The sequence below is a fragment of the Chlamydia sp. genome, from assembly GCF_017472245.1.
In the GTDB taxonomy this organism is placed as follows: domain Bacteria; phylum Chlamydiota; class Chlamydiia; order Chlamydiales; family Chlamydiaceae; genus Chlamydia.
The window spans coordinates 82404-93630 of sequence record NZ_JAFUQR010000006.1; the positions used below are offsets into that span (position 1 = coordinate 82404).

Consider the following 11227-nt stretch of genomic DNA (forward strand, 5'->3'; position numbering starts at 1 on the left):
AAAAGAAATTATTTTAGGGTCTGTATTGAGTGGGACTCACAGTCTTCTCGCATGTTACGATAAAATTTTTTATCAATATAGAAATTTTTGGAGAGTTCTGATCACTTTTTATACAGAAGGTTGTAGTAAGGCTTGGTTTTGTGATAAGAAAGTCAAAGCCGCTTCCTCTTGTTCTTGCATAATCTGCTTATCTTCATCAGTCTGATCATCATACCCTAGCATATGTAGCAGAGAATGGATCACATAGCGAGAAAGCTCGTGATACAACTGCTCTTCTGTACACTTCCCTAGGAATCGTAGAGCAGCTTTAGGGCTAACAAAAGCCTCTCCCAAAATATGAGGGAAGGTTTGGGTTCCTGGTTTGTCTATCGGAAGAGTGATTGTGTCTGTAAGAGAGGGATCAGAAAATTGCTCATTATGGAGTTGAGCAAGAGCATCATCACTTAGGAAGTAAATGTACACCTGATCCGTAGAAATTTGTTTAAGCTGAAAAAACAAAGCAACAAGACGCTCGACAGATTGTAAATCTATACTAACGTCTTGTTGTTCATTAGAAATAAAAATTTGAGGAGAAGATGGGCTCAAAGCAAAAAACAACTACTTAATTACAGGAGTTTTAATGAGGCCCGTGACTTTTTTTGCGGTAGCATCGTCCCAACGCCCTAACTTGCGTAAAACTTCGATGCGTTCGAAACGCTTAAGAACGTTTCTCTTGGTCTCTCCCTTGACGGACTTTCCGTAACTGCGATGTCTAGACATGTTATCTCTCTATAATTAACCAATTTGAGGAACGAAAACGCTAACACTTTTTACTGTGTTGGTGTGGGCCTTAAACGCAATTTTCGGAGCATCTTTTGGATGCACAATAGCATAAACGGGTTTGCGCTTCTTCGGATTTTTAGCTCTACGGCGAGCCTGCTTACTCATTCGTGTCATAAAATAACCCAACAAGATCTCTCTGTTTCCCGGGTGGGAAGAATTTAAAAAGAAACAGCAACTTTGCTGCTGCCTTACGAAGGAAATAGGATAGTGAAGCTCTGTTTTTTTTTCAACAAGCTCTGAGGTAAGTTTAGATTCTATGCCTTCCCTATTAGGAAAAGAGATCTAAGATTTAGGATTTATGAATGGAGAGGTAGCACAAGGATCCGAATTCAACACTCCGCAAGAGATTACATACTTGAAGGCGTCCTCAATTTTCATATCCAAAAAAGTAATGTCAGATTTTTTAAACAGGGTTAGAAATCCTGAAGTAGGGTTTGGTGTAGTTGGAATGAACACAGTAATCATAGGATCGTTAGCGTTTTGAGAACAAGTTGTTGGAGCATCTCCAGCCACAAGCCCAATGCATAAAACTTCCTTGTTAGGGAAAGGAACCATCACAACTTGTTTAAAAGATCCTGACTGAGAGCCAAAGATCGTTGTCATTACCTGCTGTGCTGCTTTATACACCGTTTTAATAATGGGAATTTTGTGGAGAATTTTGTCATAAACAGACAACAAAGATTTGAAAATCATCAAGCGAGCTAGAAACCCAAGGAGAACTGTTGTAAAAAACAGTCCAAACAGGAGCACAATTTGTAAACCAAATCTGAGAAACGCGCGGTATTTGGCATAGAAACTAAATTTTTCAAATAAGTCAGAAGCCATACCAACGAAGGGCTGTGTAAGGAAATTCATAATCATCCCGACAACTGCAATGGTGATGGCAAGAGGGAGAAGAATAATTAGGCCAGTAATAAAATGCTTTTTCATAATCAGAGCTCCTTTGGCTTGAGAATCTCTTCTCTACTTCGAGTTTTAGGAGAAACTATAGCTAAATTCTTTATAACTTGTAATTCGTTTTTGGAAACAATAGCGAACAAGATTTTCTGCATAATGAGGCTTCCGTTAGGGGAAAAATTCAAAAAAGAAGCAGCGTATGTTAAGAAATAGCATTGATTTAAAGCAGGTATTTTTCTACAATGTCCCCGTGTATGGCTAGATAGCTCAGCTGGTAGAGCAGAGGACTGAAGATCCTTGTGTCGTCGGTTCGATCCCGGCTCTGGCCATTCCAAGGATGTGCGGATTTGTCCGGTAGTAGCGTTTGGGATATGCGAAGAGCTTCTTGGGCGTTTTTATAGCGAATTCGTATTTGCTAAAAGAATTTCGATATTATTACGGTCCGCTTGCGCTCTGTTTTACTAGGGCTTTAGAATAGGAAAAGGCGATAAGCCTTTTCGAATATGGTGGACGAAGTTATATTTGTTGTTCGCTTTGGGATAGCGTGTCTTTTATGCACTAACAATGACTCTCAGGCCGAGTTCGGAAGATTTTTTTTAGGATAGAGAGTTCAACAAGTAAAGTTATAAGGAAAGAATTGATGGAGCCTTACGCCGTAATTCAGACAGGAAATAAGCAATACCAGGTTCGCAAAGGCGATGTGATAGACGTCGAGTTGTTGAGTGGTATCTCTGAGGAAAACAAAGAAGTTTGCTTCCATGATGTTTTATTCATTTTTGATGGGACAAAAGCTTCTGTTGGAGCACCAACGGTTAGTCACGCGGTAGTGAAAGGGGAGTTAGTTTCTTTTGTTCGTGGAGAAAAAGTCATAGCTTACAAGTATAAGAAACGTAAGAATTATCACAAAAAAACAGGCCATCGTCAGAACTACCTTCGAGTAAAGATTTGTGATTTGGTTATGTAAGTTGTAAGGAACATAAGGGGTTTTTTGAGTCATGGCACATAAGAAAGGTCAGGGATCAAGCCGTAATGGTCGTGATTCCGAATCAAAGCGTCTGGGATTGAAGGTTGGCGCTGGACAAAGAGTTTCTACTGGGAGCATTTTGGTCAGACAACGAGGAACTAAGTGGCATCCCTCTCTAAACGTTGGTAGAGGAAAGGATGATACGCTGTTTGCTTTAGTAGATGGTGTCGTTGTAATGAAAAAAACAGACCGTACCTACGTTTCTGTAATACCTCAGGCTTAGATTAATTCCATCTTCATCCGTAGTTATTTGTTCAAGCTCTGTTTTTGCCTAAGGTAAGAATGGAGCTTTTTTTTGTTTGTGCCGAGGCAATCATGTTTGTTGATCAGATTACTTTAGAGTTACGCGCGGGGAAAGGTGGTAACGGCGTGGTAGCTTGGAGAAAAGAGAAGTATCTTCCAAAAGGTGGTCCTTATGGAGGAAATGGGGGGCATGGAGGATCTATCCTCATCCAAGCCGCTACAAATATGTATTCATTTGAAGAGTATCGCAATCTCCGTTTTCTTAAGGCTGATGATGGGCAAGCTGGAGCCAGTAATAATCGTACGGGAAGAAATGGTAAAGATTTAGTGTTGAAAGTTCCCCAAGGTACTCTTTTGCGAGATGCCAATACAGGGGAGTTAATACACGATTTTACTAAAGATGGAGAACAAATTGTTGTCTGTCAAGGAGGGAAAGGGGGTAAGGGAAATGTATTTTTTAAAACTTCTACCAACCGAGCTCCAACGAAAGCTACTCCAGGAAAACCTGGAGAGGTTCGTTTAGTCGAACTCGAACTTAAGCTTATAGCGGATATTGGTCTTGTTGGGTTCCCTAATGCGGGAAAATCTACTTTATTTAATACCTTAGCACGTACAGAAGTTAAGGTAGGAGCATATCCATTTACTACCTTGCATCCTTCCTTAGGATTAGTTTACCAAGAGGGCTATCATAAGCCTTGGATCATAGCGGATATCCCGGGTATTATTGAAGGAGCTTCGCAAAATCGAGGGTTAGGACTGGATTTCCTGCGTCATATAGAACGTACGCGGTTGCTGTTATTTGTGGTTGATGTTTCTGGGATAGAAAGGAGTGCTCCTGAAAAAGATTTGAAGATCTTGATGGGAGAACTTTTTGCTTATAAGGAGGAACTCAAAAATAAAAACATGGTGATCGCTTTGAATAAGATCGATCAGTTATTGCCCGATGAGCGTGAAAAACGCCTAACTCTTCTGATGCGAGAGTTCCCAGATCAGGAGTTTATTTTGCTTTCAGGTCTTACCGCAGAAGGTGTAGATACATTGCAAGATCTTTTTAGAAGTAAACTAAGCGAGTAGGCTCCTCCCATTAAGATAGCAATTATAGGGCCAACTGGTAAGTCGAGCAGATAGGCAAGGATAATGCCTAGGAACGAGCAAAAAATGTTTAAAATAGATGCAATGCAAATAATGTAGCTCATTTTGTAAGAGAATCGGCAGGCTATTGATACTGGAAGGACAAGCATGCTCAACATTAAAATGACTCCCATTACATACATGAGAACAACGGTTGTGATTGCTGTTAGAATAAGCAACAACAAATACCAAGCCTTAACAGAGTAGTGATTTAATGCGAGGTACTTTTCATCAAAGCACAAGGCTAGAAACCGTGTGTGACAGATTGATACAATCACAATAATTAGAAGGTCTAAGAGTCCAAGACAGTAGAGATCTTTTGGGGTCACCCATAAGATATTGCCAAACAGAAAATCTGAAAGTTCTGAATTAAAAGAAGGAAGCTTAGATATAAATAAGATCCCTACGGCCATGCCGATCGACCAAATCATGGAAATGATAGAGTCCTCTCGCTCATGATATTTCAAATGGACATTCCCGATACAAATAGCCACGAAAACGGCACTAGCGATAGCCCCATGTAGAGGAGAAATCGGGAGATCGAACTGATATTGAAGCCATAAAGCAATACCAACTCCTCCAAGGATGGAGTGTGCAATGCTCCCGCTAATAGATACAATGCGTTTTACTACGATATAGGAGCCTACAATTCCCCCTGCGATAGAGGCCCCGAAAGCAGCGAGCAGAGAGGGAAATAAGAAAGAGGGGAATAAAGAGCAAAGAATAGAGATCACGAGCATTTACCAAATGTGTTGCAGCAGAATTTTTTTGAAATGGTTGTAGTATCTGCTAAAGTTGTTAATTTTTTATTCATAAAAAATACTTTATTGAAACAACCTTCGGTGTGGTGCAGATCATGAGTGATCATGAGGATAGTGCAGTGTTTATTCAAAGCAGAAAGGATCTGTAAAATTTTTTGTTGATTAGTAGGGTCAATATTAGCTGTAGGTTCGTCTAGTAGAAGAAATTCCGGGCGAGCGGCTAAAGCTCTAGCTAGAAGAACGCGCTGAATTTGCCCTCCAGACAAATGAGAAAAGCAGGCATCTTTGTAATCGATCAGATCTACAGTGAGAAGAGCTTCTTCGGAAGCTTTATGATCTTCTTTTGTATAACGCCCATACCATGGCAGGGTTGATAATCTTCCCGAAAGAACAGCTTCTTTAACAGTAATAGGGAAAGCTGCATCGTAGGTAAAGTGTTGAGGGACCCATCCTATAGATAAAGGGCGGGTTCCATGTAAGGAGCACCTAGAAATCTTCCCACATATGGGTTGTAATAATCCAAGCATGAGTTGGGTGAGAGTTGTTTTACCACCTCCATTAGGTCCGATGACTCCAATAAAATCTCCGGAGTTAATCTCGCAAGAAACGTGATCAACAATTAGGGGGCCAGTTTTTCCATAACGGAAAGACACATTCTCTAGTAGTAGTTGCCTTGTCATAGGTTTACGAAAGCCGTTGCGATAGCTATTAAATTGTTGAAAACGTCTTCTGCATAGGGATCTAACAGAACGGGTGTCATATTAAATTTTCGTACTAAAGCGGCGCTACTGCGTTTCCCTGCGTGTTTTAGCAGAATAACGGAATGTAAATTGTAATTGCGAATTGTTTGCTCTACACGAATAAGATCTTTAGGAGACAATTCTGAGTGATTAGGGCGTTCGATAGTATGCTGCACAAAGCCATAGTCTCTACAGAAATACGCGAATGCTCCGTGAGAAACTAAAATGTTACGTTGGGAGGCCGATGAGACAATAGAAGCAATATTTTGATCTAAGAGATCGAGACGCGTTTGCAATAAGGAATAATTGTTACGGTAGAGAGCTTGATGTTCTGGATAAGCCTCGATCAAAGCTTCGGTAATCATTTTAGCTTGAATTTTTAAGTTTTTCGGACTTAACCAGATATGGGTGTCAAAATTGAGAAAACGTTGACAGCAGGCGCCGTTAGTAATTTTATCGATATTTGCTGAAAGATCTATCTGTTTACAAGGGATAATCCGTTCACAGGTTCTTTCAAATCCTTCTCCAATCCGGAACCACAGTTCAGCTTGGCGTATTTTTTCTATATACTTAGGAGAGAGTTCGTAGTTGTGAGGGTCGTGATTGTCCATAACAATGGAAGATACTTGGCAAGTATCCCCAGATATTTGCTCCACAAGAAATTTATAAGGGACAATACTAACCAATACTTGTTTTCGAGAAAGAATCTCATCTCCATAAGAATAGGTGATTCCTAAAGAAAAGAGGAGTAAAAAGAATAAACGCATACTATCTTAAAAACATTGACAACGAGCCATTATTCTATTGTTGAGTAATTTTGTTCAATGGATTGTCTTTTTGATAATTTTATTTTTTAGAGGCAAAGCTTTTTAAATTCCTTATTGATAAACTCTTTACTCTCTAAGGTAGCCATTTCTCAGAAGAAGAAGAAAGAGTTTTTTGAAAAAAAAACGATTTTATAAGAAAAAAGCTGGAGATAAAATCTTAAAAAACTAAGAATATTCTCTCTATGGCCTTAATAGTTTTACAAGTAACGGCGATTAGGACTTTTAGGGCGTAGCTTCCGTTGTGTTGGAGAGATGTCCGAGTGGTTTAAGGAGCACGCTTGGAAAGCGTGTGTGCGTTAACGCGTACCGAGGGTTCGAATCCCTCTCTCTCCGTCCGGCACATTTGCTAAAGTGACCCCCACCATGGCAAGTGTGTCTTTTTTTTTACCCTAAAAGTTCTGTTTGTTGTCTAAATAAAGGATCTTAACGAGAGTACTTAGAAAGTCATACGAGCTCCACAGTTGGTCATATGAGCCAATGTGTGTGCGTCTACTTCTAATGTATAAGATCCATACAAAGTCCAAAGAGGACCAAGATACAGTTGGGTACTGTATTCCATACGAGCAGAGTTTCTTGTTGGAACTCCACAGATAATTTCTCCTCCATCTCCAGATGAGAGCACCTGGTATTTGCATACAGGGGAGTTTCTGTAGATTGATGGCATGTAAGCTATAGAAAATCTGTTGTACATCAAAATATCATTTTCAGTGAATTCTCCCTCTGCTGCTAATCCTATGGGAACTGCTAAGTTTCTATAAGTGCAGCTACCAAAGTAACGAGGATCGTATTCTGTTTCTGTAAATTGTTTTTGACAAACACTAGAGTATTCAAGTTCTCCGTAAACAGTGAAGCGTTTAGTATCGCTTTGCGAAGGAGATTTCAAATTAGAAGAAAGACGAAGGGCTGCCAACCATCCTAGGTCTTCCCATTCTCCTTTGTTGCGTTCACGAATTGTTGGGTAATGGGTGACCGTATCGTGTTTGATGTATCCGTAGGAGATGACTCCTTGTAATAAGAAAGGAGTGGCTTTTCCTGAATTTTTATTGATAACAAAATGGAAGGGGCTGCCCCCATATATGGAGGCTTGATAGGAATATTCAGATCCCTTGTGTGTGTAATTATGTTCTTTTTTTAGAGATTTCGTTTTCCCAACCATTTTGCTAAACGCGGCCCCAATGATCACATCTTGAGCTGGTTTCGCGTCTAAAGCGACAGAGGCTCCTCTGCTGTAATAGGTAAATTCTTCAGAGTATGGGGTATCTTTTTGAGATAAAATCGTTCCTAGTCCCGATATCCATAGATTGTTATAGGCAATCTCATCAAAGCGAGCGAGACTTAATTTATCATTCATCAAACCTTGTTTGACTGTAGCCATAGACATCTGAGATCCTAAAATGGAGTTCGCATAAAAATGGTTATCTCTAGGAACATAGGCCCATTGTCTATAAGATTTGAATGTCCACAGGGCTGAGATTACGCCATTTTTTAGGTTATTAGGATCGAGAGTTAATGTTCCTGTGTATCCTTTTACAGGAGAAACATCTCCTGTTAGAACTACTTTCTGCGCTTGTAATTTTGTTTGATCTTTGGGAAGTACCAGAAGAGAGATTTGCTGGTCCGATCCTAACGCTGGGTTTTGGAAGAATGTTCCGTTAGGATCAATGAGTTTAATCACCCCATCAAGAATAACCTGATTTCCTGTTGTAGGTGTTGTCGTTGTAGTTGTGGATACTGTTGCTGGATTTTTGAGAAGGGATGCTGTCGTTGCAGTTGGAGCAGTAGTAGAAGTTGTGCTTGAGCTTTGAGATGCATCGGAAGAGCTATTGCTTCCTTCGGAAACACCTCTATTTTTTGCAAAATTTGTAGTAGTGTCTACGATTCTTAATTCAGGAGGAGTGAAGATATTATCATCAGATACACTGTTTCTTCCTACACTTGATAAATCAATAGTAAGGTTATTGACTACTAAAGAGCCATCGGCAACAGTCTGGTTTGAAAGAACTGCTCCAGGTTCCATAACAAGAGAAGCTCCTTCTTTCTGTTCAAATGAAATCACATGCAGTTCTGTATTCGCTCTTAGTACAAGTGATCCGCTATGTAGAACAACATTTTGTGGGATATAGGACTTGTTTTCATGTAATTCCGAAGAGAACATAACTGTTCCTGTAAATGCGGAGTTTACAGATCCTGAATCATCATTTTTGTTGATATCCAGGGAGTCATAAGTGCTTGCTTGTGTTCCAGTCTTTTTAGTTGTTGTTCGGATCGCATCAAAAAAACTAATGGTTTTACCTTCTGTAGCTTGCATGGTTAATTTCACATCTCCAGCAATACTACAGAAAGTGGAAGCTCCGGTATCAAGGGTACTAGGACGGTATTCATTGTTGCGAAAACAGATATTTCCTTTTGAAGCAATTAGCTTGAGGGGAAGGTTATCTGTTTGAGATTCGCTAGAGTTTACTATCTGTCCAAAGATGGCTGCACCGTACTTTGTCGTGTTTCCTGCAGTTTGTGTCGTCGTGCTTTGTGTTGGGGTGACCAAGTTCCCTGTGAAAAGAATAGATCCTAATGATTCGATGGTTGCTTCTTTTGTGAAGTAAATCGCACTGCCTTCTTCTGCAGAAGAGTTTTGGTTAAATGTTGCTGTATAAGCTTTGATAGATACGATGGGAGCATAAATAGTTGCTCGTTTTATAGCTTTATTGTTTTCAAAGTAGTAAGAATCTGCTTCTAACTTCACAGTTTCTGTATTTTGTTTTGCTGGAACTAATCCAATAGCAGACCCGAGATCAGCGGTATTTTTTGAGAAGCGAGCTCCTTTTGACAAAGACACTGCGGTGGTTGCACCGATAGCTCCTCCAAAAGTATTTTTCCTAGAGTTCTTTGCATCATTTGTTGCGGCGTTGTTGGAGAACACTACAGGTGTAGCGATTGTTACAGTAGGCGAGAAAATAGCTCCTCCTGCAACCTGTCCTGTTGTAGATTTAGAAGAGACTGTATTATCCGAGAAGGTAATAGTTTTATTGAAATTTCCGCTGTCGATATTCAATGCTGTCTTAGCGTAGACGGCGCCTCCAAGAACATCTACAGTAGATCCAGAATCTTTGTTATCAATCGCTTGATTTCTAGAGAATATACCATATCCTGAACAGTTCTCGATCTTCACTGTTTCTCCGGAAACAGCTCCTCCTCCAACATCCGTAGCTTTGTCCTCTACAAAATTTATAGTTTCTGTTCCACCATTAATGGTCAGAGATTTCTCTATATAAAGAGCTCCCTCTTTACCCAAATTTGCTGAGGCCATCACTTTTGATGAAGTTGGTGTAGATTGCTCAACAGTTGGAGATTCTTGTGTTGCTTCTATACCAGCAATATTGTCTTTAAAATGAAGATCCCCACATTGACTGACTGTCACTGTTTTTTCTGAGTAGATTCCTCCACCACCCTTTTTACCCACGTTAGAGGAAAATACCGTTTCAGTAATATTTGCTAAGAATATTTCTCCTTTTGTAAAGATTGCACCACCTTTTTCGTCAGCGGAGTTGTTATCGAAAGTTACTTTTTTAGAGTTTGAGATAGTGAGCTTATCTTGAGCGTAGATAGCTCCTCCACAGCTTAACTCAACATTTAAAGTATTTTCATTTTCTGTTGTTTGAGAGGTAGTTGCAGTAGATTCTGATTCCTGAGAGTTTGTACCAGGGGTTTCTGATAAGAATATTTTCGTCAACGCAATAGCTTGTGAGGTAGTAGTTGCATCCGGGGAAACAACATTATTATTTTGGTTATTGTTGGAGGTAGTGCTCTCGGAGCCACTCACATCTGTATGATCACTGCTATCGGGATCAGAAGGATCTACTTTATTAGAAGAAGGAACGGCAACTTTATTTTTGGAGAAACTGATAGAATCTACACCATTTATTGAAATAGTAGATTCTCCACAAATAGCTCCACCAGCTTTTTGGGATAGGTTCTCTTGAGCAAAAAATTTCTGTAAATCTTTTATGCTCAAAGGCCCTTTAGAGTAGATTGCCCCGCCTTCTCCTATTACACGAATTTTTGATAAGGTTAGCGAACCGGGATTATCGAGGTTATTAATAAAGGATATAGGCGCTTGATGAGGATTATAAAATGCTCCACCACCGCTCACTGTGTTTTTAGGGCTAGATCCACTTGGAGTTGTTTGTATATCTTCAGAGTTTTCTAAAGACTTTTCGACAACTGTTTCTGCTTGCAAATGGTACGAAGAAGCGAGTATGGCTGTTGCCGATTCTAAAGTAGTAGATTCGCTGCTTGTTGTACTAGCTGTATCTGAGGTGTTTGAACCATTTTGCGTAGATTTTGTAGTTGTTGTAGGAGAGATTATTTCAGAGGAAGAGTCAGTAGATGTCGTAAGTACGAGGGTTTCTCCAATAGCAACTCCAATGAGAGATTCTCCTAAGTTATTTTCAGATTGACTTCCTTCAGCATCTTCTACTTCTCCGTTAGAAGTTCCAGAAGATGAGGGTACTGAGATATCAGTACTAGATAATTCTTGATGTGGTGAAGCAAGTATTCCAGAAACATCTTCAGGGATATTCGAAAAATCAGAAAAGGAAACATCGCCAGAAACTTTATACTCAATACCGCTATTAGAATTTTGTTCTGTGAATTGTTCAGAGGATTGGGTTCCTATTCTGCTCGAGGATAATTCTTTATTCTCTACAGAATTTTCTGGAGAATTTGCTCCAGAAATAGATGGGAGAGTGGCGGCAAGTACAGCAGTAACTGACAGTATTTTCATAA

The 11227-nt window shown here is 39.8% G+C and carries 11 protein-coding genes and 2 tRNA genes; 5 read left to right on the top strand and 8 right to left on the bottom strand.

Annotated features, from left to right (window positions below):
* Positions 1–108: 108 nt before the first annotated feature.
* The 4 genes from ybeY to IJ490_RS02610 all read right to left on the bottom strand — a co-directional run bounded on the left by ybeY (position 109) and on the right by IJ490_RS02610 (position 1752).
* Positions 109–585 carry an rRNA maturation RNase YbeY gene (gene ybeY, locus IJ490_RS02595; RefSeq protein WP_291893561.1) on the bottom strand — a complete coding sequence of 159 codons (477 nt, stop codon included), beginning with the start codon at positions 583–585 and terminating at the stop codon, positions 109–111.
* 12 nt (positions 586–597) lie between these two features.
* Complete coding sequence (locus tag IJ490_RS02600) at positions 598–759, bottom strand: small basic protein (RefSeq protein WP_291893564.1); 162 nt, start codon at positions 757–759, stop codon at positions 598–600.
* Between the two features lie 15 nt (positions 760–774).
* The gene (locus IJ490_RS02605) at positions 775–936 is read right to left on the bottom strand and encodes a hypothetical protein (protein ID WP_291893567.1); all 162 of its coding nucleotides are present in this window, start codon (positions 934–936) and stop codon (positions 775–777) included.
* A gap of 168 nt (positions 937–1104) precedes the next feature.
* Complete coding sequence (locus IJ490_RS02610; RefSeq protein WP_291893569.1) at positions 1105–1752, bottom strand: DUF502 domain-containing protein; 648 nt, start codon at positions 1750–1752, stop codon at positions 1105–1107.
* 223 nt (positions 1753–1975) lie between these two features.
* Between IJ490_RS02610 and IJ490_RS02615 the strand changes: the two genes are divergently transcribed.
* The 4 genes from IJ490_RS02615 to obgE all read left to right on the top strand — a co-directional run bounded on the left by IJ490_RS02615 (position 1976) and on the right by obgE (position 4060).
* Positions 1976–2048: transfer RNA gene (locus IJ490_RS02615), tRNA-Phe, on the top strand.
* A gap of 311 nt (positions 2049–2359) precedes the next feature.
* Positions 2360–2683 (top strand): 50S ribosomal protein L21, encoded by a 324-nt coding sequence (rplU, locus tag IJ490_RS02620; RefSeq protein WP_291893572.1) that lies wholly within the window; start codon positions 2360–2362, stop codon positions 2681–2683.
* 31 nt (positions 2684–2714) lie between these two features.
* The gene (rpmA, locus tag IJ490_RS02625) at positions 2715–2966 is read left to right on the top strand and encodes a 50S ribosomal protein L27 (protein ID WP_291893575.1); all 252 of its coding nucleotides are present in this window, start codon (positions 2715–2717) and stop codon (positions 2964–2966) included.
* Between the two features lie 92 nt (positions 2967–3058).
* Positions 3059–4060, top strand: a complete 1002-nt coding sequence (gene obgE / locus IJ490_RS02630) for a GTPase ObgE (protein ID WP_291893660.1) — start codon at positions 3059–3061, stop codon at positions 4058–4060.
* Here obgE and IJ490_RS02635 read toward each other — a convergent pair.
* Genes IJ490_RS02635 through IJ490_RS02645 form a run of 3 tightly spaced genes read right to left on the bottom strand, consistent with a single transcriptional unit; the run spans position 3976 to position 6385 of the window.
* Positions 3976–4857, bottom strand: a complete 882-nt coding sequence (locus IJ490_RS02635; RefSeq protein ID WP_291893578.1) for a metal ABC transporter permease — start codon at positions 4855–4857, stop codon at positions 3976–3978. The two genes, obgE and IJ490_RS02635, sit on opposite strands and share 85 nt — an antisense overlap.
* Entirely contained in the window at positions 4848–5558 is a 711-nt protein-coding gene (locus tag IJ490_RS02640) for a metal ABC transporter ATP-binding protein (protein ID WP_291893581.1), read from the bottom strand. The genes IJ490_RS02635 and IJ490_RS02640 overlap by 10 nt, the downstream gene beginning before the upstream one ends.
* A complete protein-coding gene (locus IJ490_RS02645) occupies positions 5555–6385 on the bottom strand; it encodes a zinc ABC transporter substrate-binding protein (RefSeq protein WP_291893584.1) in 831 nt (276 codons plus the stop codon). Before IJ490_RS02645 ends, IJ490_RS02640 begins: the two co-directional genes overlap by 4 nt.
* A gap of 306 nt (positions 6386–6691) precedes the next feature.
* On the opposite strand from IJ490_RS02645, the gene IJ490_RS02650 reads away from it, so the two are divergent.
* Positions 6692–6778, top strand: a tRNA-Ser gene (locus IJ490_RS02650).
* A 103-nt stretch (positions 6779–6881) separates the two neighbouring features.
* On the opposite strand, the gene IJ490_RS02655 is transcribed toward IJ490_RS02650, so the two are convergent.
* Positions 6882–11225, bottom strand: a complete 4344-nt coding sequence (locus tag IJ490_RS02655; RefSeq protein WP_291893588.1) for a polymorphic outer membrane protein middle domain-containing protein — start codon at positions 11223–11225, stop codon at positions 6882–6884.
* Between the last annotated feature and the right edge of the window lie 2 nt (positions 11226–11227).

What these genes read in the sequence shown, in the direction of transcription:
- IJ490_RS02635 (WP_291893578.1), bottom strand. Translation starts at nt 4,857, where the DNA reads ATGCTCGTGATCTCTATTCTTTGCTCTTTATTCCCCTCTTTCTTATTT.
- obgE (WP_291893660.1), top strand. Translation starts at nt 3,059, where the DNA reads ATGTTTGTTGATCAGATTACTTTAGAGTTACGCGCGGGGAAAGGTGGT.
- IJ490_RS02605 (WP_291893567.1), bottom strand. Translation starts at nt 936, where the DNA reads ATGACACGAATGAGTAAGCAGGCTCGCCGTAGAGCTAAAAATCCGAAG.
- IJ490_RS02610 (WP_291893569.1), bottom strand. Translation starts at nt 1,752, where the DNA reads ATGAAAAAGCATTTTATTACTGGCCTAATTATTCTTCTCCCTCTTGCC.
- rpmA (WP_291893575.1), top strand. Translation starts at nt 2,715, where the DNA reads ATGGCACATAAGAAAGGTCAGGGATCAAGCCGTAATGGTCGTGATTCC.
- IJ490_RS02640 (WP_291893581.1), bottom strand. Translation starts at nt 5,558, where the DNA reads ATGACAAGGCAACTACTACTAGAGAATGTGTCTTTCCGTTATGGAAAA.
- IJ490_RS02645 (WP_291893584.1), bottom strand. Translation starts at nt 6,385, where the DNA reads ATGCGTTTATTCTTTTTACTCCTCTTTTCTTTAGGAATCACCTATTCT.
- rplU (WP_291893572.1), top strand. Translation starts at nt 2,360, where the DNA reads ATGGAGCCTTACGCCGTAATTCAGACAGGAAATAAGCAATACCAGGTT.
- IJ490_RS02655 (WP_291893588.1), bottom strand. Translation starts at nt 11,225, where the DNA reads ATGAAAATACTGTCAGTTACTGCTGTACTTGCCGCCACTCTCCCATCT.
- IJ490_RS02600 (WP_291893564.1), bottom strand. Translation starts at nt 759, where the DNA reads ATGTCTAGACATCGCAGTTACGGAAAGTCCGTCAAGGGAGAGACCAAG.